Origin of the sequence: Sodalis sp. RH21 (genome assembly GCF_047324175.1) — a bacterium.
Classification (GTDB): Bacteria; Pseudomonadota; Gammaproteobacteria; order Enterobacterales; family Enterobacteriaceae; genus Acerihabitans.
The window spans coordinates 1257065-1277721 of the sequence record NZ_CP178732.1; the positions used below are offsets into that span (position 1 = coordinate 1257065).

At 55.2% G+C, this 20657-nt stretch carries 23 protein-coding genes; 13 read left to right on the forward strand and 10 right to left on the reverse strand.

The window, feature by feature from the left end:
* Positions 1-5: 5 nt before the first annotated feature.
* Positions 6-821 (forward strand): phosphate ABC transporter ATP-binding protein PstB, encoded by an 816-nt coding sequence (gene pstB / locus ACL2XP_RS05810; RefSeq protein ID WP_413737627.1) that lies wholly within the window; start codon positions 6-8, stop codon positions 819-821.
* A gap of 3 nt (positions 822-824) precedes the next feature.
* Here the strand turns inward: pstB and purN are convergent, their stop codons facing one another.
* Together purN and purM are read right to left on the reverse strand one after the other, a co-directional pair.
* Positions 825-1463 carry a phosphoribosylglycinamide formyltransferase gene (gene purN / locus ACL2XP_RS05815; RefSeq protein WP_413737628.1) on the reverse strand — a complete coding sequence of 213 codons (639 nt, stop codon included), beginning with the start codon at positions 1461-1463 and terminating at the stop codon, positions 825-827.
* Positions 1463-2500, reverse strand: a complete 1038-nt coding sequence (purM, locus tag ACL2XP_RS05820; RefSeq protein WP_413737630.1) for a phosphoribosylformylglycinamidine cyclo-ligase — start codon at positions 2498-2500, stop codon at positions 1463-1465. Before purM ends, purN begins: the two co-directional genes overlap by 1 nt.
* Positions 2501-2732: 232 nt before the next feature.
* Here purM and upp point away from each other — a divergent pair, with 232 nt between their 5' ends.
* The 3 genes from upp (at position 2733) to hda (ending at position 5603) form a co-directional block, all read left to right on the forward strand.
* Positions 2733-3359, forward strand: a complete 627-nt coding sequence (upp, locus tag ACL2XP_RS05825; RefSeq protein ID WP_413737631.1) for a uracil phosphoribosyltransferase — start codon at positions 2733-2735, stop codon at positions 3357-3359.
* Between the two features lie 56 nt (positions 3360-3415).
* Positions 3416-4714, forward strand: coding sequence for a uracil permease (gene uraA, locus ACL2XP_RS05830; RefSeq protein ID WP_413737632.1), 1299 nt, complete (start codon positions 3416-3418; stop codon positions 4712-4714).
* A 187-nt stretch (positions 4715-4901) separates the two neighbouring features.
* On the forward strand, positions 4902-5603 hold the full coding sequence (gene hda, locus ACL2XP_RS05835; RefSeq protein WP_413739094.1) for a DnaA inactivator Hda: 702 nt from the start codon (positions 4902-4904) through the stop codon (positions 5601-5603).
* Between the two features lie 10 nt (positions 5604-5613).
* Here the strand turns inward: hda and ACL2XP_RS05840 are convergent, their stop codons facing one another.
* The 3 genes from ACL2XP_RS05840 to ACL2XP_RS05850 all read right to left on the reverse strand — a co-directional run bounded on the left by ACL2XP_RS05840 (position 5614) and on the right by ACL2XP_RS05850 (position 8282).
* Entirely contained in the window at positions 5614-7089 is a 1476-nt protein-coding gene (locus ACL2XP_RS05840; RefSeq protein WP_413737633.1) for a M48 family metalloprotease, read from the reverse strand.
* A gap of 135 nt (positions 7090-7224) precedes the next feature.
* Positions 7225-7692 (reverse strand): thioredoxin-dependent thiol peroxidase, encoded by a 468-nt coding sequence (bcp, locus tag ACL2XP_RS05845; protein WP_413737635.1) that lies wholly within the window; start codon positions 7690-7692, stop codon positions 7225-7227.
* Positions 7692-8282, reverse strand: coding sequence for a glycine cleavage system transcriptional repressor (locus tag ACL2XP_RS05850; RefSeq protein WP_413737636.1), 591 nt, complete (start codon positions 8280-8282; stop codon positions 7692-7694). Before ACL2XP_RS05850 ends, bcp begins: the two co-directional genes overlap by 1 nt.
* A gap of 128 nt (positions 8283-8410) precedes the next feature.
* Between ACL2XP_RS05850 and dapA the strand changes: the two genes are divergently transcribed.
* The 6 genes from dapA to ACL2XP_RS05880 all read left to right on the forward strand — a co-directional run bounded on the left by dapA (position 8411) and on the right by ACL2XP_RS05880 (position 14702).
* Positions 8411-9301 carry a 4-hydroxy-tetrahydrodipicolinate synthase gene (gene dapA / locus ACL2XP_RS05855; protein ID WP_413737638.1) on the forward strand — a complete coding sequence of 297 codons (891 nt, stop codon included), beginning with the start codon at positions 8411-8413 and terminating at the stop codon, positions 9299-9301.
* An 18-nt stretch (positions 9302-9319) separates the two neighbouring features.
* Entirely contained in the window at positions 9320-10384 is a 1065-nt protein-coding gene (gene bamC, locus ACL2XP_RS05860) for an outer membrane protein assembly factor BamC (protein WP_413737639.1), read from the forward strand.
* 67 nt (positions 10385-10451) lie between these two features.
* Positions 10452-11165, forward strand: a complete 714-nt coding sequence (gene purC / locus ACL2XP_RS05865; protein ID WP_413737640.1) for a phosphoribosylaminoimidazolesuccinocarboxamide synthase — start codon at positions 10452-10454, stop codon at positions 11163-11165.
* Positions 11166-11291: 126 nt separating this feature from the next.
* The gene (locus ACL2XP_RS05870) at positions 11292-12152 is read left to right on the forward strand and encodes a neutral zinc metallopeptidase (protein ID WP_413737641.1); all 861 of its coding nucleotides are present in this window, start codon (positions 11292-11294) and stop codon (positions 12150-12152) included.
* A 20-nt stretch (positions 12153-12172) separates the two neighbouring features.
* The gene (locus tag ACL2XP_RS05875) at positions 12173-12625 is read left to right on the forward strand and encodes a DUF441 domain-containing protein (protein ID WP_413737642.1); all 453 of its coding nucleotides are present in this window, start codon (positions 12173-12175) and stop codon (positions 12623-12625) included.
* Between the two features lies 1 nt (position 12626).
* Positions 12627-14702: a tRNA(Met) cytidine acetyltransferase TmcA gene (locus ACL2XP_RS05880; RefSeq protein WP_413737643.1), complete on the forward strand. Its 2076-nt coding sequence runs from the start codon at positions 12627-12629 to the stop codon at positions 14700-14702.
* A gap of 9 nt (positions 14703-14711) precedes the next feature.
* Here ACL2XP_RS05880 and ACL2XP_RS05885 read toward each other — a convergent pair whose 3' ends face one another.
* The 5 genes from ACL2XP_RS05885 to ACL2XP_RS05905 form a co-directional block, all read right to left on the reverse strand.
* Positions 14712-14900 carry a YpfN family protein gene (locus ACL2XP_RS05885; RefSeq protein WP_413737644.1) on the reverse strand — a complete coding sequence of 63 codons (189 nt, stop codon included), beginning with the start codon at positions 14898-14900 and terminating at the stop codon, positions 14712-14714.
* Between the two features lie 4 nt (positions 14901-14904).
* Entirely contained in the window at positions 14905-15579 is a 675-nt protein-coding gene (locus tag ACL2XP_RS05890; RefSeq protein WP_413737645.1) for a M15 family metallopeptidase, read from the reverse strand.
* A complete protein-coding gene (gene dapE / locus ACL2XP_RS05895) occupies positions 15576-16703 on the reverse strand; it encodes a succinyl-diaminopimelate desuccinylase (protein WP_413737647.1) in 1128 nt (375 codons plus the stop codon). The genes ACL2XP_RS05890 and dapE overlap by 4 nt, the downstream gene beginning before the upstream one ends.
* Before the next feature lies 1 nt (position 16704).
* A complete protein-coding gene (locus ACL2XP_RS05900) occupies positions 16705-17067 on the reverse strand; it encodes an ArsC family reductase (protein WP_413739095.1) in 363 nt (120 codons plus the stop codon).
* 214 nt (positions 17068-17281) lie between these two features.
* A complete protein-coding gene (locus ACL2XP_RS05905; RefSeq protein ID WP_413737648.1) occupies positions 17282-18568 on the reverse strand; it encodes a DNA-methyltransferase in 1287 nt (428 codons plus the stop codon).
* 128 nt (positions 18569-18696) lie between these two features.
* On the opposite strand from ACL2XP_RS05905, the gene ACL2XP_RS05910 reads away from it, so the two are divergent.
* From ACL2XP_RS05910 to ypfM, 3 genes are all read left to right on the forward strand, one after another.
* Positions 18697-18939 carry a helix-turn-helix domain-containing protein gene (locus ACL2XP_RS05910; RefSeq protein WP_413737649.1) on the forward strand — a complete coding sequence of 81 codons (243 nt, stop codon included), beginning with the start codon at positions 18697-18699 and terminating at the stop codon, positions 18937-18939.
* A complete protein-coding gene (locus ACL2XP_RS05915; protein WP_413737651.1) occupies positions 18929-19816 on the forward strand; it encodes a hypothetical protein in 888 nt (295 codons plus the stop codon). The genes ACL2XP_RS05910 and ACL2XP_RS05915 overlap by 11 nt, the downstream gene beginning before the upstream one ends.
* 717 nt (positions 19817-20533) lie before the next feature.
* A complete protein-coding gene (gene ypfM, locus ACL2XP_RS05920; protein WP_413739096.1) occupies positions 20534-20593 on the forward strand; it encodes a protein YpfM in 60 nt (19 codons plus the stop codon).
* The last annotated feature ends 64 nt before the right edge of the window (positions 20594-20657 follow it).

Genomic DNA, 20657 nt, shown 5'->3' on the forward strand with positions numbered 1-20657 from the left:
GAACGATGTCGCTGCTGACCCCCGCTATCTTCCCGCAAATGCCGGATATTCATCGGCTGACCGAGGAACAAACCGTGCTGGAGGCGGAACGCCTGAATGTGTTTTACGGCAGTCGTCCGGCGCTGGAGGCTATCAGCCTGCGTATCCCCAAACAGCGGATTACCGCGCTGATCGGTCCGTCGGGCTGCGGTAAATCGACCCTGCTGCGCTGTTTTAACCGCATGAACGATCTGACCGATGATTGCCGCGTCGAGGGGGCGGTGAAGTTTTTGGGCCAGGATATCTATGGACCCGGGCAGGACGTGGTCGCCCTGCGCCGGCGGGTGGGCATGGTGTTCCAGCGGCCCAATCCCTTTCCTAAATCCATTTACGACAATGTGGTCTATGGCCTGCGGCTGTTGGGAATCCGCGACCGCCGCATGCTTGATGATGCCGCCGAGCGGGCGCTGCGCGCTGCGGCGCTGTGGCATGAGGTAAAAGATCGCCTCAAGGATAACGCGTTTCGCCTTTCCAGCGGCCAGCAGCAGCGGCTGACCATTGCGCGGGCCATCGCCATTGAACCGGAAGTGTTGTTATTGGACGAACCGACCTCTGCGCTGGACCCCATCACCACTTTGACCATCGAGGAGTTGATGATTTCGCTCAAGGCCCGGTACACCCTGGTGCTGGTGACCCATAATATGCAGCAGGCCGCGCGGGTATCGGACTATACGGCGTTTATCCATCAGGGGAAGCTGGTGGAATACACCGCCACCGACCGGTTGTTCACCTCTCCCGGGCAGCGCAAAACGGAAGAGTATATCACCGGCCGGTTGCGTTAAGGTTTAGTCCGCGGCGTAACCCCGCGGCGGCAGGGGATGCCCGTCCAGCCAGGCGGCGCCGTCGCGCAGGGCCAGCCGGCCTTCCAGCAGCCAGCCGATGACCAGGGGATAGATGTCGTGCTCCTGGGTTTTGATGCGTCCGATGAGATCGTCCTCGGTATCGCCCGCGAATACCGGCACCTTGGCTTGCAGGATCACCGGGCCGCCGTCCAACTGCTCGGTGACGAAGTGCACCGAGGTGCCGTGTTCGGTATCGCCGTTGGCCAGAACCTGGCGATGGGTATGCAAACCGGGATATAACGGCAGCAGGGAAGGGTGGATATTCAGCATCCTGCCCGCGTAATGCGCCACGAATTGCGGCGACAGGATGCGCATGTAGCCGGCCAGGATGATCCCGTCCGGTTGATGGCCGTCGATCCGCCGCATCAGCGCGTCGTCGAAGGACGCGCGGTCGGGATAATGGCGGGGATTGAGGGCCTGCGCCGGCAGGCCGGCATGGCCTGCGCGCTGCAAGCCATACGCGTCGGCGCGGTTGCTGAATACCGCGGCAATCCGCCCCGGTATTTTCCCCTGCCTGCAGGCGTCGATAACCGCCTGGAGATTGCTGCCCTCGCCCGAAATCAGCACCACGAGCGTTTTCATTAACGGATAATGACCCGTTCAGCACCTGCCAGCGCCTGGATTTCACCCAGTTTCCACGCCGTTTCGCCCAACTCGCCCAATAATGACAATGCCCGGTCGGCGCTGTGCGACGGCACCACCACAACCATACCCACGCCGCAGTTAAAGGTGCGGTACATCTCATGGCTGCTGACATTGCCGGCCTGTTGCAACCAGCCGAACACCGCCGGCCACTGCCAGCTGCTTTCGTCGATCGCCGCCTGGGTATCCGCCGGCAACACCCGCGGAATATTTTCCCAGAAACCGCCGCCGGTAAGGTGGGCGATGGCGTGGATTTCCGTTTGTTCGATCAGTTGCAGCAGCGCCTTGACATAAATCCGGGTCGGTTCCAGCAGGTGATCGGCCAGGGATTTGCCCTCCAGCTGCGTTTGCAACGGGTCGGTCTGGCTGAACTCCAGGATTTTACGCACCAGCGAGTAGCCGTTGGAATGCGGACCGCTGGAGGCCAGGGCCAGCAGGGTATCGCCCGCCCGCACCTTGCTGCCGTCGATGATTTCCGATTTTTCCACCACGCCGACGCAAAAACCGGCCACATCATAATCTTCGCCGTGGTACATGCCGGGCATTTCCGCCGTTTCGCCGCCCACCAGGGCGCAGCCGGACTGCTTGCAGCCCTGCGCGATGCCGGTGATCACCTGGGCCGCGGTATCCACGTCCAGCTTGCCGGTGGCGAAGTAATCCAGGAAGAACAGCGGCTCCGCGCCCTGGACCACCAGATCGTTGACGCACATGGCCACCAAATCGATGCCGATGGTATCGTGACGTTTTAAATCCATCGCCAGACGCAGTTTGGTGCCGACGCCGTCGGTGCCGGAGACCAGGATCGGCTCGCGGTATTTCTGCGGCAGCGCGCACAGCGCACCGAAGCCACCCAGCCCACCCATCACTTCCGGACGTTTGGTCTGTTTCACTACGCCTTTGATACGGTCTACCAATGCGTTGCCGGCATCGATATCCACACCTGCGTCTTTATAGCTGAGAGAGGTTTTATCGGTCACTGCAAGATCCCCACGGAGATGATATGTTGCGGTTGAAATAGGGCGCGGGCAATTCTAACAGCGTGGGCAAACGTTTGCGAGTAGTGTTGTCAAACCTGTCGGGATTTATTATTTGGACTAAATTTTTATAAACCGTTGATCAGGATCAGCTATTTTCATATGGCACGGCAAAAAAAAGGGGTTATAATCTCGCGATTTTTTTGACCGTTCAACGCTACTGGGGAGAATATTAATGAAGATCGTTGAGGTAACACACCCGCTTGTTAAACATAAGCTAGGTTTAATGCGCGAAAATGATATCAGCACCAAGCGTTTTCGTGAATTAGCCTCCGAAGTGGGAAGTTTACTGACCTATGTAGCCACCGCCAATCTCGAAACCGAGAAGGTGACCATCGAGGGCTGGTGCGGCCCGGTGGAAATTGAACAAATCAAAGGCAAGAAAATAACCGTGGTGCCGATTCTGCGCGCCGGGCTGGGCATGATGGACGGGGTGCTGGAAAACGTGCCCAGCGCGCGTATCAGCGTGGTCGGCATGTACCGCAATGAAACCACCCTTGAACCGGTACCCTATTTCCAGAAGCTGGTGTCCAACATCGACGAGCGGATGGCGCTGGTGGTGGACCCCATGCTGGCGACCGGCGGTTCTATGATCGCCACTATCGATTTGCTGAAAAAAGCGGGCTGCAAGAGCATCAAGGTGCTGGTATTGGTGGCTGCGCCCGAGGGCATAGCGGCGCTGGAAAAAGCCCACCCGGATGTGGAACTCTATACCGCTTCCATCGACCAGGGGCTTAACGAGCAAGGCTACATCATGCCGGGCCTCGGCGATGCGGGCGATAAAATATTTGGTACCAAATAAAATAAGCCGGCCATTGGGTCGGCTTTTTTTTTGCTTATTTATCAGAGGAAATAAATATGACCCGTCGCGCCATCGGAGTTGATGAACGCCCGCCGCTGCTGCAAACCATCCCGCTGAGTTTTCAACATTTGTTCGCCATGTTCGGCGCCACGGTGCTGGTGCCCATTTTATTTAAAATCAATCCGGCCACGGTATTGCTGTTCAATGGTATCGGCACCCTGCTGTATCTGTTTATTTGTAAAGGCAAGATTCCGGCGTACCTGGGGTCGAGCTTTGCGTTTATTTCGCCCGTATTGCTGTTGTTGCCGCTGGGGTATGAAGTGGCCTTGGGCGGTTTTATCGCCTGCGGCGCGCTGTTTTGCGTGGTGGCGCTGATCGTGAAGGTCGCCGGTAATAATTGGATTGATGTGGTGTTTCCTCCCGCGGCCATGGGCGCCATTGTGTCGGTCATCGGGCTGGAACTGGCCGGGGTGGCCGCTAATATGGCGGGTTTGCTGCCGACGGAAGGCGCGCCGGTCGCCGGCTCCACGATTATTATTTCGCTGGTGACCTTGGGCGTGACGGTGCTGGGTTCGGTGCTGTTCCGCGGTTTCCTGGCCATTATCCCGATTTTAATCGGCGTGCTGGTAGGCTATGCGCTGGCGTGCGCGATGGGCGCGGTTGATTTATCGCCGGTGGCGGCAGCCCACTGGTTCGCGCTGCCGACGTTCTACACCCCGCGCTTTGAATGGATGGCCATCCTGACCATCCTGCCGGCGGCCCTGGTGGTGATTGCCGAGCATGTGGGCCATCTGGTGGTGACCGCCAATATTGTTAAACGGGATCTGCTGCGCGATCCCGGCCTGCACCGTTCACTGTTCGCCAACGGCATTTCCACCATGTTGTCCGGTTTTTTCGGTTCCACCCCCAATACCACCTACGGCGAAAATATCGGCGTAATGGCCATTACCAAGGTTTACAGTACCTGGGTGATCGGCGGCGCGGCCATCCTGGCCATTCTGCTGTCCTGCGTCGGTAAGCTGGCGGCGGCCATCCAGGCGGTGCCGGTACCGGTAATGGGCGGCGTGTCCCTGCTGCTGTACGGGGTGATCGCGGCCTCGGGTATCCGGGTATTGATTGAATCGAAGGTGGATTATAACAAACCGCAAAACCTGATCCTGACGTCGGTGATTTTGATTATTGGGGTCAGCGGCGCCAAGATCCATATCGGCGCCGCCGAACTCAAAGGGATGGCCCTGGCTACCGTGGTCGGCATTGGCCTGAGCCTGGTGTTCAAGCTGATTACCCTGGTGCGCGGCGAAGAGGTGATTATCGACGCCGATCGGCCGGAATTTATCGAGCCCCTTGATAAATAATAAAAAATAGCGCAACGCCTGCCGTTGCGCGAACATCATGGGCGCCAGAGGCCATTATCGGCCGGTCCGGCGCCTATGGTTTTCACCATCCATGAACCCGACGAAAGCGCGCCGGCGATCCAATTCATTGCGCCGGGAATTCTATGATAAACTAGTCGGGTTCCCGCCCGTACGCATAGAGGTATTTCTGAACACGCCGGCACAGCTCTCTTTACCGCTTTATCTCCCTGACGACGAAACCTTCGCCAGCTTTTATCCGGGCGAAAATAAGTCGTTGCTGGCGGCGCTGCACAGCATGCTGACGCAGGAACACGGCAGTTATCTCTATTTCTGGTCGCGCAAAGGGGGAGGGCGCAGTCATTTGATGCATGCCGCCTGCGCCGAACTTTCGCAGCGGGGGGAAGCGGTGGGTTATGTGCCGCTGGACAAACGAACCTGGTTTGTGCCGGAAGTGATGGACGGCATGGAGCAGCTGGCGCTGGTGACCATCGATAATATCGAATGCATCGTTGGCGACGAACCGTGGGAAATGGCCATTTTTAATCTCTATAACCGTATCCAGGAAACGGGCCGCACCCGGCTGATCATCAGCGGCAACTGCCCGCCCCGCCAGTTAAACCTTAATTTGCCCGATTTGGCCTCGCGCCTGGATTGGGGGCAAATCTATCGCCTGCAGGCGCTGTCCGATGAAGAAAAAGGAGCCGCGCTGCAACTGCGGGCCAGGCTGCGGGGGTTTGAATTGCCGGAAGATGTCAGCCGTTTTTTGCTAAAACGGCTGGAGCGGGATATGCGCACGCTGTCGTTAACCCTGGATCAGCTCGATCATGCCTCCATTCGCGCGCAGCGCAAATTGACCATTCCGTTTGTCAAAGAGATCCTCGGCCTGTAAAACCGGTCCGTCAGGACTTTTGATACTGCTTATAGCGTGCCTGCAGCTGCCGCAGTTGATCGATGCGGGCATCGTAGCGGGCCTGTTGCAGGCTGCCCAGTTTAACCAGCGAACTGGCGTTGCTCAGCGCCCGGATGGCCTGGTCCAGCTGGCCGTTGAGCGACAGGCTCTCCGCCCGCGCCGCCAGCTCCTGATCGCGCAGCCCCAGTCCGGCATTGGCTTGCGCCAGCAGATCCCAGCCGTTGATATCATCGCGATGATTAAAGGTGTAGCGATTGAGCAGGCGCACGGCGTCGGCGAAACGCTGGCCCTGCACATAGGCATTCGCCAGGTTCAGCAACAGTACCGGATTGGTGGTATTGTCCTGCACCCTGGTCAGCGGCTCCAGCCGGGCTATGGCCCGGGGAATCTGCTGCTGCGCCAGATCGATATCGGTCATCAAATCCACGAACCACAGGTTGGACGGCTGCTTGCCCAGCAGGGGCTGTAGCGTCCTGCGGGCGTCGTCATATTTCTTGGCCTCGAAAAACAGCACCGCCTGGCCATATTGGGCGGCGATCTGCTGTCGCGTATTGCCTTTTTTCCATGCGGCGATGAGATCGTCGTCCAGCACGATGCTTCCCGACCCGTACATGCCGAGAATCCGCGCTTTCGCCAGGTAAAAATCCTGCGAGGAATCCAGCACCAGATGCTTCATCTGGTTTGCCCGGTTGCGGATATCCGATAGCCGGCTCAGGGGCAGGGGATGGGTTAACAGCATTTCCGGCGGCGCGGTGGAATAACGCATCTGATCGGCCAGCTTCTGCAGGAAGTCCGGCATGGCCTGGGGATCGAACCCCGATCGTTGCAATACCTGGATGCCGATACGGTCGGCTTCCTGTTCGTTGGCCTGGGTAAAACTGATGATGCCCTGCTGGGTGCCCGCGATGGTGCCGCTCAGCGCCGCCATGCCCATTTGCGGATTGGCCATGGTCAATAATATCGAGCCCAGCGCCCCGGCCCAGGTGAGCGGCGCGTTGCGCTTCTGGTCTTCCATGGCGCGCGCCAGATGGCGTTGGGTGACGTGGGACAACTCGTGGGCCATTACCGAGGCCAGCTGGCTTTCGTTATCGGTATAGCGGAACAGCGCGGAATGCAGCACCACGTTGCCGCCGAAAAAGGCGTAGGCGTTCAGCTCTTCGCTATGGATCAGATAAAAATGGAATGGGGTGCGCACCGAGTTGGCATGGGCCACCAGGGTACCGCCCAGGTGATTGATATAGGCATTGAGCAGCGGATCGTTAATCAGCGGCGCGCCGCCGCGCATTTGGCGGACATAAAAGTCCCCCATTTGCATTTCCTGGTCGATGCTCAGCGTGCTGCCGGCGGTGGTGCCCATGTCCGGCAGTTGATCCTGCAGGTCGTCGGCCAGCGCGGGCAGGCAGCCGATGGCCGCCGTGGCGGCCATCAATGTGGCGATAAGGCTTTTTTTCATCCATGTGTACATATGCTGGCCAACCTTAACCTGGGATGCTCTCTATAACGACGATGGTTATTTGACACCACCGGGCGTTCAGCGTTCTCCCTTTTTACGCGCGGCGATCCACCCCGGCGCGCAACGCGCCCGCTCCCGCGTCGGACGCTATGCGTCCTGCAGGTAGGCCAGCACGATATCGTGATGGTTGCTGGTCTTGAAGTCATCGAATACATGCTCGATGTTGCCGTCCAAGCCGATCAGAAAGCTGATGCGATGGATGCCGTCATAGGTTTTGCCCATAAAGGATTTTTCGCCCCAAACGCCGAATTGCTCCGCCACCTGATGATCGGCATCGGAGAGCAGCGTGAAGTTCAGCAGTTCTTTTTCCGCGAAACGCGAAAGTTTTTCGGGTTTGTCGGTGCTGATGCCCAGCACTTCAACACCCGCCTGCTTGAGCGCATCCATATTGTCGCGTAGTCCGCATGCCTGCACGGTACAGCCCGGCGTCATCGCTTTGGGATAAAAGTAGACCAATACTTTTTGTCCCTGGAAGTCGGTCAGACTGACCTGTTCACCGTCCTGATCGGGCAAACTAAATTTCGGTGCTGTATCACCGGCTTTCAGTGGCATCATTAAAATACTCCGTCTCTCTCTTGATTCTGTGGATGATTCACAACGCTAATACTGCCTTGCGCGTTCAGTTCTGTACAGAGTTGATGAAACGTATATTCAATTTGTTCCACCGGACCATCGGCGAGGCCGTGCGCGGTGATCTGAATATTGAGCCGCGCCGGATTGGCCCCCTGCGCCGGTTGGGTCTTGGACGCCAACTCGGCGATGTTCATCTGTTGGTTGTCGAATAAATCGGTAAACCGCTCGATTAAATGCGGCGAATCCTCGACGTCCACCTTGACCCAGATGGTGGTGGGCGTCGCCTGCTGTTCGTTGGCGTTGGTGCGTTTCATTACAATCAGCAGATCCAGCTCCGCGCCTTTCAACGGCAGGGTGGATTCAATCAGGGTAATGGCGTTCCAACTGCCGGACAATAACATGATCAGCGTAAACTCTTCACCCAGCATGGCAAGACGGCTATCCTCAATATTACATCCGCAGCTACTGACGTGGCGGGTGATGGTATTGACGATACCGGGACGGTCGGTACCCAGCGCAGTTATGACCAGATAGTGCTGTTGTGACTGTGGCAAAATGGTGCTTCCTGTCATGGCTGATGTGATTTACATGGTAACCCTAAAAAAAACCTGCTGCCAAGGGCTTACATGGCCGATGTTTGCTTGCTTTTGGATAGGTGACAAAAGTACCATGAATAATCTGTTTGCGGAGGGGATGGTCAATGTTTACGGGAAGCTTTACGGGAAGCATAGTTGCACTGGTTACACCAATGGATGACAAAGGTGCCGTCGATTGGATAAGTCTCAGAAAATTAATCGATTATCATGTGGCCAGCGGCACCTCGGCCATCGTCTCCGTCGGCACTACCGGCGAGTCGGCCACGCTGAGTCATGACGAACACGGCGAAGTGGTGATGCGCACCCTGGAGCTGAGCGACGGACGTATCCCGGTGATTGCCGGCACCGGCGCCAATTCCACCGCCGAAGCGGTCAGCCTGACGCAGCGCTTCAACGATAGCGGCGTGGTGGGCTGCCTGACGGTGACGCCTTACTACAACAAACCCACCCAGGAAGGTTTATTCCAGCATTTCAAAGCGATAGCCGAACACACCGATCTGCCGCAAATCCTGTATAATGTGCCCGCGCGCACCGGCTGCGATATGCTGCCGCCGACGATCGGCCGCCTGTCCAAGATTAAAAATATTGTCGCCGTTAAGGAAGCAACCGGGAACTTAAACCGCGTCAGTCAGATCCAAGAGCTGGTTGATGAGGATTTTATCCTGCTGAGCGGCGACGATTCGACCGGTTTGGACTTTATGCAGCTAGGGGGAAGAGGCGTTATTTCCGTTACGGCCAATATCGCCGCGCGTGAAATGGCGGAACTTTGCGCCCTGGCGCAACAAGGCAATTTTGCCGAAGCGCGTCGCCTCAACCAACGCCTGATGCCGTTACATCAGAAATTATTTATTGAATCCAACCCAATTCCCGTTAAATGGGCCTGTAAAGCATTGGGATTAATGGCAACCGATACGTTACGTTTGCCGATGACGCCGCTGACCGAGAATGATAGCCGTGTTGTTGAGCAAGCTTTGACGGACGCCGGTTTGCTGTAACTCTGTTAGGGAGAATTGATGGCTTATTTATTGCAAAAGTCCTTATTGCAAAAGTCGATGGCGGCAAAAGTGGTGGGCGCATCGTTGTTCATGCTGCTTGCGGCCTGTTCCAGCGATCAACGCTACAAACGTCAGGTAAACGGCAACGAAGAGTACCTGAAAGCACCGGCGCTGCACGCGCTAAATAGTCCATCCGGAATGATTCTGCCCGTGCAGTCCGGGGATTACGAGGTTCCCGTCGCGTCCTCCAAGGGCGCGGTGGGCAAAGGACTGGATGTCCGTCCCCCGGCACAGCCTTTGGCTCTGCTAGACGGTTCCCGGTCGCAGTATACCGGCGACACCGCGGTCATACAGCTTGAAAATAGCACCCAGACCCGCGAACTGTGGCCCAGGGTCGTCTCGGTCGTGGAAAGCCAGGGCTACACCATCGCCACCCGCCAGGATGCCAGCCAGACGCTGAATACCGATTGGGTGCAATGGTCGCGCGCCGACGAGGATGTGCAATATCGGGGGCGCTACCAGATAAGCCTGCGTACCGAAGGCTATCAAACCTCCCTGATGGTGAAATCCCTCGGGCTGGAACAGCAGGGCGCGCCGGTTACCGCTCCCGCCATTGTACAGCGCTACACGGTCTCCATGCTTAACAGCGTGGCCCAGGGCCTGGAGCAGTTAAACGACCAGCAGGCCAGTAAAATGGCTTCGGGCCAGACTGCGGACCTGAGCGTGATTAGCGGCGCCGACGATTCCGGCCTGCCGCTGCTGGTGGTGCGCTCGTCCTACGCGGTCGTGTGGCAGCATCTGCCGGCGGCGCTGGAGAAAATCGGCATGAAGGTCAAGGATACCAGCCGGCCGCTGGGCACCCTCTCCGTGACCTATGATGCCCCCAGCAGCGGTACCTGGGACGCACTGGGCGTGAAGGACCCCGATCTGGTCAACGGCGATTACAAACTGCAGGTTGGTGATCTCGGCAATCGCAGCACCTTGCAATTCACCGATCCGAAAGGCCATACCCTCACCCAGTCGAAAAACGACGCCCTGGTGGCGGTATTCCAGGCGGCTTTCAGCCAGTCGTCTACCCGCTAATCCCAAAGGGGGCTTCGGCCCCTTTTATTTTATTGTTAAGCGTTATCTGCCATTGGAGTAAAGAAAGATGCAAAAGCAAGCTGAGTTGTATCGCGGAAAGGCGAAGACGGTCTACACCACCGAAGATCCGGATTTGCTGATTCTGGAATTCCGCAACGATACGTCAGCACTGGACGGCCAGCGTATTGAGCAGTTCGAACGCAAGGGAATGATTAATAATAAATTCAATTATTTTATCATGACCAAGCTTGCCGATGCCGGCATCCCGACGCAGATCGTTCGTCTGCTGTCAGATAACGATGTGCTGGTAAAAAAACTGGCGATGGTGCCGGTGGAGTGCGTGGTGCGCAACCGCGCCGCGGGTTCGCTGGTCAAACGCCTGGGTATTGAAGAAGGCCTGATCCTCAATCCGCCGCTGTTCGATATGTTTTTAAAAAATGACGCCATGCACGATCCGATGATCAATGAGTCTTATTGCACCACTTTCGGCTGGGTAAGCGAACAGCACCTGGCGCGCATGAAAGAACTGACCTACCGGGCCAACGACGTGCTGAGCAAGATATTTGCTGACGGCGGCCTGATCCTGGTGGATTTCAAACTGGAATTCGGCTTGTTCAACGGCGAAATCGTATTGGGCGACGAATTCTCCCCGGACGGCAGCCGCTTGTGGGATCAAGCCACCCTGAATAAAATGGATAAAGACCGTTTCCGCCAGAGCCTGGGCGGGGTCATTGAAGCCTATGAAGAAGTCGCTCACCGTATCGGCGTAAAATTAGACTGACCGCGCAATCGATTACCTGCCGGGCGACCGCCGGAATTTTACCTGCGCCTCGCCTGGCGGAGCACCGTCTGATGCGGCTATTTGTGCTATCCTCCAGGGTATGATCAAATAGCAGTGGGTACATATATGCGTTGGCAGGGACGTCGCGAGAGCGACAATGTTGAAGACCGCCGTAATCAATCCCCAGGGTCCGGCGGCGGGTTTCGCATACCGATCCGCGGCAAAAGCGGCGTGGTGATCTTGATTGTGGTGGTGGTCGCCGGGTATTACGGCATCGATCTGTCGCCCCTGTTGACCGGCGGCCAGTCGGTACAGCAACAGCAGGCCCCGGCGTCAGGCATCAATGCCAATGACGACGAGGCCGCCAAGTTCACCTCGGTGATCCTGGCCACTACCGAAGATACCTGGCAGCAGATCTTCCAGCGCAACGGCAACACCTACCCGCCGCCGAAGCTGGTCATGTACCGCGGCGCGACGACTACCGGCTGCGGCACCGGGCAATCGGTGATGGGGCCGTTTTATTGCCCTACGGATCGCACGGTGTATATCGATTTATCGTTTTATGACGAGATGAAAAATAAACTCGGCGCCGATGGCGATTTTGCCCAGGGTTATGTTATCGCCCATGAAGTGGGCCACCATGTGCAAAACCTGCTGGGCATCGAGCAAAAGGTCAGGCAAATGCAGCAGGGCGCAACCCAGCAAAAGATAAACCAGCTTTCGGTGAAAATGGAGCTGCAGGCGGACTGTTTTGCCGGCGTCTGGGGCAATAATATGCAAAAACAGCAGATTCTTGAACCCGGCGACTTGCAGGAAGCGCTGAATGCGGCCACGGCCATCGGCGACGATCGGCTGCAACAACGCGGCCAGGGCCGGGTAGTGCCCGACAGCTTTACCCACGGCACCTCGGAACAGCGCTACACCTGGTTTAAACGCGGCTTTGATACTGGCGATATGAATCAATGCGATACCTTTGCCAGTCGCTAAAGGATCGAGCAGGACTTATCATGACATTTCTGGACCCTACATTGCTGATATTGCTGGCGCTGGCGGCGCTGGGCATTATCAGCCATAACAACACCGTTACGGTGGCGATCCTGGTATTACTGATTATCCGCATTACCCCCCTGAGCCATTTTTTCCCCTGGGTTGAAAAACAAGGGCTGACGCTGGGGATTATTATCCTCACCATCGGCGTCATGGCCCCCATTGCCAGCGGCACCATTTCCGCCGGCAGCGTAATGCACTCTTTCTTACACTGGAAGTCGCTGCTGGCTATCTTGATTGGCGTCGCGGTGTCCTGGCTGGGCGGGCGGGGCGTGTCGTTAATGTCGCACCAACCGTCGGTGGTGGCCGGACTACTGGTGGGTACGGTCATGGGCGTGGCGCTGTTTCGCGGGGTGCCGGTGGGGCCGCTGATTGCCGCGGGCATTCTGTCGCTGCTGATCGGCAAAACCTGATATGGGCGGGGCCTTGCCCTGGGCGCCGCACGCCCTGAGCGCGGCGACGGCCCGGATGGAGCTGGCGGGGGTGCGCCGTCTGCTGGTGCTTAGCGGCGAGCCTGCCTGGTGCCGCGGGCTGGCCGATGAAATGCGCGCGGCCCTGTCCGGCGACTGGTTATGGGTGGGCGAGGGCGCGACGGACCGCCGGGCCGGCTGTTTACCCGCGGCGATCGGCACCTTGCTGGGGCGGGAGTTCAAACATGCGGTGTTTGACGCCGCCAGCGGGTTGGCGGTGGACGCGCTGGCGGCGCTGGCCGGCACGTTAACCGCCGGCAGTTGGCTGGTATTGCTGGTGCCGGAATGGACGTCCTGGCCGACGCGGGCCGACGCGGATTCCCTGCGCTGGAGCGAACAACCGGCGGCGGCGCCGGCCCCCGTATTTATCGATTATTTCAGGCAACGCCTGCTGGCGGACCCGGAGGTGGTGCTGTGGCGCCAGTATCAGGATGCGGCGTTGGCGCCGCTGGCGCCGCGTCCCCGCTGGCGGCCGCCGTTGCCCGGGCCTACTGCCGAACAGCGGGCGCTGCTGGCCGAGCTGCTTGGCGGCGGGCCGGACGTATTTGTGCTCACCGCCCCGCGCGGGCGCGGCAAATCGGCCCTGGCGGGCATGCTGGCGGCGCGGTTCAACGGCGAGTGCTGGGTTACCGCCCCCGGCAAGGCCGCCGCCGCGGTGCTGGAAAGCCATGCGGGCAGCCGCGCGCGTTTTTTAGCGCCGGATGCGCTGCTGGAGCGCTGCCTGCGCCATTCCCAGGATCATCCCCCGGCGGACTGGCTGCTGGTGGATGAAGCGGCAGCCATTCCCCAACCCTTGCTGCGCCGGCTGATCGGCTATTTTCCCCGGGTGCTGCTGACCACCACCGTGCAGGGCTATGAAGGCAGCGGCCGGGGTTTTCTGCTCAAATTCTGCGCCTCACTGGACCACTGGCGGCATCTCACCCTCCGCCAGCCGCTGCGCTGGGCGCCAAACGACCCCTTGGAGCGCTGGCTGGGCGCGACGCTGCTGCTTGACGATCCGCCGCCGTCCGACGGGGCCGGCATACCGGCCTCACCGCCGGTATTCACCCGTTTTTGCCAGGAGCGCTGGCGCACCCATCCCCTGGAGCTCCTGGAGTTCTATCAGTTATTGACCAGCGCCCATTATCGCACCACGCCGCTGGATTTGCGGCGGCTGATGGACGCCCCGGGGCAGCATTTTATCGCCGCCAGAACGGCGGGCGTGTTGACCGGCGCGTTATGGTCGGTGGCGGAAGGCGGCTTGCCGCCCGGCCTGGCCCACGACGTCTGGGCCGGCCGCCGGCGGCCGCCGGGTAATTTGGCGGCGCAGTCGCTGGCGGCCCACGGCGGGTTATGGACGGCGCCGTTATTGCGCTCACGGCGCATCAGCCGCATTGCGGTAACGGCCGCCGCCAGGCGGCGGGGCATTGGGCTGGCGTTAATCGCCCAGGCGCTGGCGGGAGCGCGGGGGCTGGATTTTATCTCGGTGAGCTTTGGTTTTACCGAGGAACTGTGGCAATTCTGGCGGGCGGCGGGTTTTGCGCTGGTGCATATGGGCACGCGCCTGGAGGCCGGCAGCGGTTGTTATAGCGCCATGGCGCTATTTCCCCTGAGCGACGCCGGACACCGGCTGGCGCGCCGGGGATCGGAGCAATTCAACCGCGATCGCGCGGTGCTGTCTCTTCCCCCACCGGCTGGCGAAGCTCATTATGCGGCCACGGCCTGGCGTTTGAATGAAGATGACTGGCGCACCCTGGCCGGGTTCGCTTTCGCCTTGCGTCCGCCGGAGTCCTGCCGGCCGGCGCTGCTGCGGTTATTGCGCCACTCGGCGCTGCCGCTGCCGGCGCTGCGTTTGTGGCTGGAACAGAAGGAGGATGCGGCGCGGGTGGCGGCCCAGGAAGGGCTGAGCGGTAAAAAAGCCGTGACGGCGCGCTGGCGCAGTGAAACGGCGGCGGCGCTGCGGGCGCTGAGCCCGGAGGACGGACAGCGGTGGCAGGACTGGAGCGTCAATGGCGGTCCGGAACCTGCCACCGCGGGTTAACGGCGCAGATTATTTTTTCTTTTTCGGCCAATCGTCGTCTTCGTCCCATTTGGCATTGTTGTCGCGGTGCGGGGGCAACTCGGGTTTATCTTTCAGGTAGCGTTTAACATCCACCCGCCGCAGTTCTTTCACGCCGCTTATCAGCATGCCCGCCAATATAATTAAAATGACCCACCAGTAATCAGCCAGCCAGCCCATATCCTTACTCCTTATCGGTATTTCCAATGTAGCGATGAAAAATGGCGGGCAACCGCGGAATCAACCACGTGGAGCCGGCCACATCGCGCTCTTTCCATGATGCCAGCAATACGTCGGGCGTCAGCAGGCGTTCCGCCTCCCTGGCCAACGGACGGTAGCTCAGATGCCAGGGCTCCGCGGCGACGCCGCCATGGTCATGGGCATAGGGGCGGTAAAAGTCGTACTCTCCCATCCGCTGATCCAGCCAGGCGGTCAGGCCGGCAAAATAGCCGCCGGGAAGATACTCCCAGGGTTCCAGCCGTAATGAACATCCGGCGGGTAATAAATCCGGATCGTAGATATCCAGGTCGCTGCCCCAGTGATGGCGGCTGGCGCCCGGCAGCGCCGACCAGCGCAATATGGCGGCGCAACGCTCGCCCACCGTCAGGCCCTGGCCATCCAGCGGCCGGCTATCATGATCTAATAATGGCCGCTCGCCGCTGAATTTGCCATTCCAGATAGCCAACTGCCGATCAAAATCACGAAAACTGCTGGCCGGCTGTAAATTAAACCCGTCCCGGCCGGCGGCCTGCTGTAATTCCCGGAAGGCGTTTGCCGCGGCGGGTTGCAGGCGGTGGGCGCCGCCCAGCGCGATTAAATGCCGGTCGGTCTGGCCGGTGAGCATCGCCGGCGTCATCATAAAATCAACTGCTCCATGATGCGCTGATACATGCGGCTTAGCAATTGCAGGTCGGCGGCGCTGACGCACTCGTTTACTTTATGGATGGTGGCGTTGACCGGCCCCAATTCCACCACCTGGGCGCCGGTACGGGCGATAAATCGCCCGTCGGAGGTGCCGCCGGTGGTTTCGAGCCTGGGGACGATCTCTTGATAATGCCCGACCGCGTTGATGACCGCCGCCACCAGTTCGCCGGGCGGGGTGAGAAACGGCTGGCCCGACAGCCACCATTCTATCTGGCAGCGTAAGCCGTGGCGTTCCATCAGCGCTTCCACCCGCGATCGGATCTGGGCGTCGGTAAGCTCGGTGCTGAAGCGGAAGTTAAATTGCACCTGCAGATCGCCCGGTATGACGTTATTGCTGCCGGTACCCGCATGGATATTGGCGATTTGCATCGTGGTGGGCGGAAAGAAGGCGTTGCCTTCGTCCCAGACGGTGGCCACCAGTTCGTTAAGCGCCGGCATGGCGCGGTGGACCGGGTTGTCCGCCAATTGAGGGTAAGCCACATGGCCCTGGGTGCCGTATACGGTCATGGTGGCGGTCAGCGAGCCGCGCCGGCCGTTTTTCACCACATCCCCCACGTGCAGATGGCTGGAGGGTTCCCCCACCAGGCAATAATCCAGGCGTTCCTCCCGCGCCATCAGCGCTTCGACCACCTTCACCGTTCCGTTGACGCAGGCGGCCTCTTCGTCGGAGGTAATCAGAAACGCCAGCCGTCCGCGGTGATTGGGATGCTGGGCGACAAAACGCTCGGCCGCCACAATCATGGCGGCCAGCGATCCTTTCATATCGGCGGCGCCGCGGCCATACAGCATGCCGTCGCGCAAGGTAGGCTCAAAGGGGGGATTATCCCAGCTATCGGCATTGCCGCCGGGCACCACGTCGGTGTGTCCGGCAAAAGCCAGGGTCTTGCCCTCGCCGCGCCAGGCCCAGAAATTAAGGGTGTCGCCAAAAGGCATGGGTTCGATGGTGAAACCCAATGTCCGCAGGCGGTCGGTCATCAATACCTGGCAACCCGCATCGTCGGGGCTCAGGGAGGGCCGTTTAATTAACTGCTGCGCCAGTTCCAGTACCGGACATGCCATTTCAGGCCTCCCTGGTGGTGAATTGCTGATAGTCGTCGGGGTTAAAGCCCACCAATAGCCGTCCATTCACATCTTCCAATACCGGACGTTTAATCACGGCCGGCTGGCTTAGCATCAGTTCCAGCGCCCCCGCGGCCCCATCCGCCGCCTGCCGCTGCTCCTCGCTCAGCTTGCGCCAGGTGGTGCCGCGGGTATTAAGCAGCGCCTGCCAGCCCGCCCGATCGATAAACCCTTGCAACATTGCGCGGGCGACGCCGTCGCGGCGGTAATCATGGAACCGGTAATCGACCCGGCGCTCATCCAGCCAGCGGCGGGCCTTTTTAATGGTATCGCAGTTTTTAATGCCGTAGAGCGTAAATGACATTTTGTTAGTTTTATCAATCATGAAAAAATGCTACCTACAAATTTCATCTTTTAATGATAAATATTACTACTCTGGCGGCGGATTAACCAGTGGGAAGTAGGTCGCGCAATGGTAAAACCCCGATGACTTCTATGTAAACCATCAACATAACGAAGAGCGTATACAAGTGCAGAATTGCAAGCTTAATCCTGAACCGAAAAGCTTGAAATAACGTCTATGAGTCACCCATATCATCTTCAATAAATTTTAGTTGTTGGACTGGCTCAATAGTTTTCTCGCTAGATTGATTTTTTAAATCGTGAGTGCCATTTCCCCTAATACTTTCTACAGTCCATAATCCATTTTTTTCTCTTTCTCGCCTAATGGCAGGAGGAAAAAGAGAGTTTAGTTTTTCACGGATATTCACTAAATGCTGCTTGTCTTCAGAAATATTATCAAAACGGTCCTTAATAACTTCGCAGTTATCAATTTCGGAGCCAATCCATTTTCTATTTTTAATTTCTGCAATTATATAAGTTGTACCGGAACCGCCAAAAGGATCAAAAACTAAATCACCTTCTTTAGTTGACAACTCAATGATCCTATCAAGTATTTTAATGCTTAATTCATTAGCCCCATTCCTTTTCTTATATTTTCTGTGCCTAACGGGGGGGATGTCATACCAAACATCAGTAAGATTAACACCAAGAGGATTCATTTTTCTTTTATATCCCCCGTAATCCTTAAGATCACCGAAGCATTTAGGGCAAGTTTGCGCCGGCAACCTATCCGGTTCAAATGTATTCGCCTTTTCTCCCTTAATGAAATACAAAAGAGAATAATGTGAAGGGTATAACCGTCCTTGTATCGGCATGTTGTTTTTCATATCAACAGCTATCCAATGCTTAAAATTAAGCCTACCATGTAAGAAATTTGCTATCTTACTATTCCATATAGGTAAGTTCCATAGAAATAACGAACCCCCGGGTTTTAATATACGAATACATTCATCTAGCCATCGATGACTCCACTTGATATACTCTTCCTCCTTTAAGTTATCGTCCATTTTTGAAGGATAAAGTTTATCAAGATTAAATGGAGGATCAGCAAATATCATATCAATTGTATCACTGCTTATTGTTTTGCTAATATTCAAGCAGTCGCCATGATACAAAGTTCCATTTTGAGTTTGTAGTGCTACGATAGGTTCATCTTTATTATTATTATCTTTTTTTTCTGAACTGGAATGATTTAATACATTATATATTAATGAGGCGTTTTTTTGAATCAATCCCAATGTATCCATATCCATATGACCCATATTTAATTGAAAATGCAATGGGGTAACATTATATTCACGACACAGCAAAGAAAGATCATTCCCACTAGGCATGATATTTTTTTGATTATAATATCTAAGTCGTTCGAGAGGAATCGATGTTCTCTTACTTATTTCATTATAGGTTTTAGTGCTAGAATCAACTTTCCCCAAGGTTTTAAGCAATTGATCAGAATAACTCATTTCATAAACCACGCTTTTATAAACTCACTCTGCATATAGCATCTCATAATCGTGAGAATCTGTCACTCCCTCATAGTCCATCGCCTGTTAACATCTTATGGAAAATGACAAAATGGATTGATAAATTGATGAAAATCAACAAAAAATCTTTTGCATCGGCAGTGGGCACCAGGTTAATGATTGTGCGATCCCATATGGGGCTCAGTCAAAATGATATCCAGAATGCTACTGGTATTGATAGAGCAACCTTATCACGTATTGAAAACGGTAGGCAACACATCTCCCTGTATCAACTTCTTCAAATACTGACAATTTTAGAAATTCCTATAGAGGTGTTTCTTAAAGATATTGAGGTTGATAATGATAACTAATATAGAGTTAGACGATGGATTTCTTCCGAATGAGATAGCCGAAACGGTTAAAACAAATGTTATTCATGCGTTAAATGAAATAAAAACTATCGAAGATAGATTTATAATTAATGATTCTTCATTTTTGAGAAAACAAAATAATAATAGAATTACACCTTGTGTTATGAATTCTGCATCTTACATATCGAATAAATTTCAAAGAAATCTAAGCCTGCTGCCTGATTGTCTAGGAGAAACCAGCCTATCTTCACAAAGGATCGATGGCTTTATAAATATTGAATACAATGGGCTTGCATATAAAGTAACAGATAAAAAACGGATATTGGATGTGGCCTTTGAATATATTAAATATAAAAATCTTTCGGAAAGTGTCATTTATAATTTATTTCCAATGTTTTATGGCATGTATGCCGATAGATTCTGTTTTAATCTACCATCGCTTGAAAGTATAAAACATCTTTTTGAAAAGAAATACGTATCCTATCGTTATAAAATTGGCGTTGAATTTGAGACAGGGAATGTTGCGAGCTCATTCAGAGCTATAAATAAACTAAATGGATTATTTCATCAAGGCCAAATAGATGGTGGATGTTTTATAACAAGTATTGATAAGAAAAACTCTGCGACAAGAATATGGCCTGTATCGAATAGAAATGGCTCATTTCAAGAATTAAAAAATAGATCTTATCTTTCCCAAGTTTCCTTACCCTTAATATGTATCGGTTTTGCTCCTGATGGATTTTCTCGTGCCGCTCCATTTTTAGGCGCTAATGGGGCATTATACAATTTGGAATCAGCAGGCTATAAAGATGACGAGACAAAGTTAGATATTTACACAAATTATGAAGGATTTGAATTCTTGAAAACGCCCTTCTAAGAAAAATTTAAATCTAGATCGCCATTTTTGAAAAAATAACCGATCGGAGAACTCGCGTTGCACGCTCCGTCTGGCAGGGGAAATCGCGGGCGGTAGCTGTCAACGGAGTTGAAACCATTATTAGCGTTTACGCTGCAGATTTTAGCCCGGTTTTTGGATAAAGGGTGACAAGCATCCTGACACAAGGAGATAACGTTTCATATCAGGTCAGGCTCGGTTGCCCCCATTGGGATTTTCAGTAGTGGGGATCGACTATCCTGCCGGAGAGGGATTATATTTTAATGGCGTAGTAAATCCAGGCCATTTCTACTATGGGCGTAAAGTAAATGCAACTGCGTCAAGCTATTTTGAGTGGTCCTATATAGCGATAAAATATAAGAAAAGCTTATAGATCGGCGTTTGTGCAAATGCCTGGCTTTATTTAGGCATCGGCAACGCCGCCAAGCGGCCTACGCCGGTTAAGCCAAAAGCATTAAAATGTTGCGAAGGGGAGTCTTAATTCAATGCACCTTTTTACAGAACGATCAATCAATTAACATGTGCTAATAATAATATTTTACGGCCTGGACTCATTGCATCAATATAGTGCATCCCGGTTCGAATAATTATTATGATTTGTGATCCAGGTAAACAAGAGTTAATTTAATTTACCCTTTGCGCTCTATTATTATCCCGAAAAATTTGTATAATAAGCGCACAAGAAAAGAGAGGCAGGGTATGATAGATACAGAGTTAGTCAATTGGAAAGCTTTCATCGAAGCGATGCTGAGAAAATAACTGCGCAGGTCTTTCGTTAATCGTAAACCAGGCACGAGAAGTCTCGATAGCAGTTTCAATGAAT

Excerpts from the sequence above, each read along its gene's own strand:
- pstB (WP_413737627.1), top strand. The coding sequence starts at position 6 with ATGTCGCTGCTGACCCCCGCTATCTTCCCGCAAATGCCGGATATTCAT.
- purN (WP_413737628.1), bottom strand. The coding sequence starts at position 1,463 with ATGAAAACGCTCGTGGTGCTGATTTCGGGCGAGGGCAGCAATCTCCAG.
- upp (WP_413737631.1), top strand. The coding sequence starts at position 2,733 with ATGAAGATCGTTGAGGTAACACACCCGCTTGTTAAACATAAGCTAGGT.
- uraA (WP_413737632.1), top strand. The coding sequence starts at position 3,416 with ATGACCCGTCGCGCCATCGGAGTTGATGAACGCCCGCCGCTGCTGCAA.
- ACL2XP_RS05840 (WP_413737633.1), bottom strand. The coding sequence starts at position 7,089 with ATGTACACATGGATGAAAAAAAGCCTTATCGCCACATTGATGGCCGCC.
- bcp (WP_413737635.1), bottom strand. The coding sequence starts at position 7,692 with ATGATGCCACTGAAAGCCGGTGATACAGCACCGAAATTTAGTTTGCCC.
- ACL2XP_RS05850 (WP_413737636.1), bottom strand. The coding sequence starts at position 8,282 with ATGACAGGAAGCACCATTTTGCCACAGTCACAACAGCACTATCTGGTC.
- dapA (WP_413737638.1), top strand. The coding sequence starts at position 8,411 with ATGTTTACGGGAAGCTTTACGGGAAGCATAGTTGCACTGGTTACACCA.
- bamC (WP_413737639.1), top strand. The coding sequence starts at position 9,320 with ATGGCTTATTTATTGCAAAAGTCCTTATTGCAAAAGTCGATGGCGGCA.
- purC (WP_413737640.1), top strand. The coding sequence starts at position 10,452 with ATGCAAAAGCAAGCTGAGTTGTATCGCGGAAAGGCGAAGACGGTCTAC.
- ACL2XP_RS05870 (WP_413737641.1), top strand. The coding sequence starts at position 11,292 with ATGCGTTGGCAGGGACGTCGCGAGAGCGACAATGTTGAAGACCGCCGT.
- ACL2XP_RS05875 (WP_413737642.1), top strand. The coding sequence starts at position 12,173 with ATGACATTTCTGGACCCTACATTGCTGATATTGCTGGCGCTGGCGGCG.
- ACL2XP_RS05880 (WP_413737643.1), top strand. The coding sequence starts at position 12,627 with ATGGGCGGGGCCTTGCCCTGGGCGCCGCACGCCCTGAGCGCGGCGACG.
- ACL2XP_RS05885 (WP_413737644.1), bottom strand. The coding sequence starts at position 14,900 with ATGGGCTGGCTGGCTGATTACTGGTGGGTCATTTTAATTATATTGGCG.
- ACL2XP_RS05890 (WP_413737645.1), bottom strand. The coding sequence starts at position 15,579 with ATGATGACGCCGGCGATGCTCACCGGCCAGACCGACCGGCATTTAATC.
- dapE (WP_413737647.1), bottom strand. The coding sequence starts at position 16,703 with ATGGCATGTCCGGTACTGGAACTGGCGCAGCAGTTAATTAAACGGCCC.
- ACL2XP_RS05900 (WP_413739095.1), bottom strand. The coding sequence starts at position 17,067 with ATGTCATTTACGCTCTACGGCATTAAAAACTGCGATACCATTAAAAAG.
- ACL2XP_RS05905 (WP_413737648.1), bottom strand. The coding sequence starts at position 18,568 with ATGAGTTATTCTGATCAATTGCTTAAAACCTTGGGGAAAGTTGATTCT.
- ACL2XP_RS05910 (WP_413737649.1), top strand. The coding sequence starts at position 18,697 with ATGAAAATCAACAAAAAATCTTTTGCATCGGCAGTGGGCACCAGGTTA.
- ACL2XP_RS05915 (WP_413737651.1), top strand. The coding sequence starts at position 18,929 with ATGATAACTAATATAGAGTTAGACGATGGATTTCTTCCGAATGAGATA.